Source organism: Bradyrhizobium sp. sGM-13 (genome assembly GCF_018398875.1).
Classification (GTDB): domain Bacteria; phylum Pseudomonadota; class Alphaproteobacteria; order Rhizobiales; family Xanthobacteraceae; genus Bradyrhizobium.
The window spans coordinates 1-241 of the sequence record NZ_JAGWDK010000417.1 but is presented as its reverse complement, the minus strand read 5'-3'; the positions used below and the strand labels follow the sequence as shown (position 1 = coordinate 241).

The window sequence follows — 241 nt, the reverse complement described above, 5'->3', positions numbered from 1 at the left end:
TGGCCCGCAAGGACAGCGGCGAGGCGTAACCTGCGTGGTTGAGCGCGGCACGCTGCGGATCGGTTGATGATGACGGACGCTTCGGAGACCCGCTACCACCAGCAGAAGCAGCACGCGAGCGTGCTCTGCGCGGTGCATCCCGACAAGCCGTTCGATTTTGCCGAGAAGGCCTACTGGCTTCAGCGATATCGCGCTGAAGGCCTTGTCGATCGATGGCTGCACATTGCTATCCAGGACGGAA

The 241-nt window shown here is 62.2% G+C and carries 1 pseudogene; it reads left to right on the top strand.

The features are described from left to right. Nucleotides 1-63: 63 nt before the first annotated feature. Nucleotides 64-241: pseudogene (locus KJQ96_RS41280) on the top strand (amino acid ABC transporter); the annotation flags it as partial.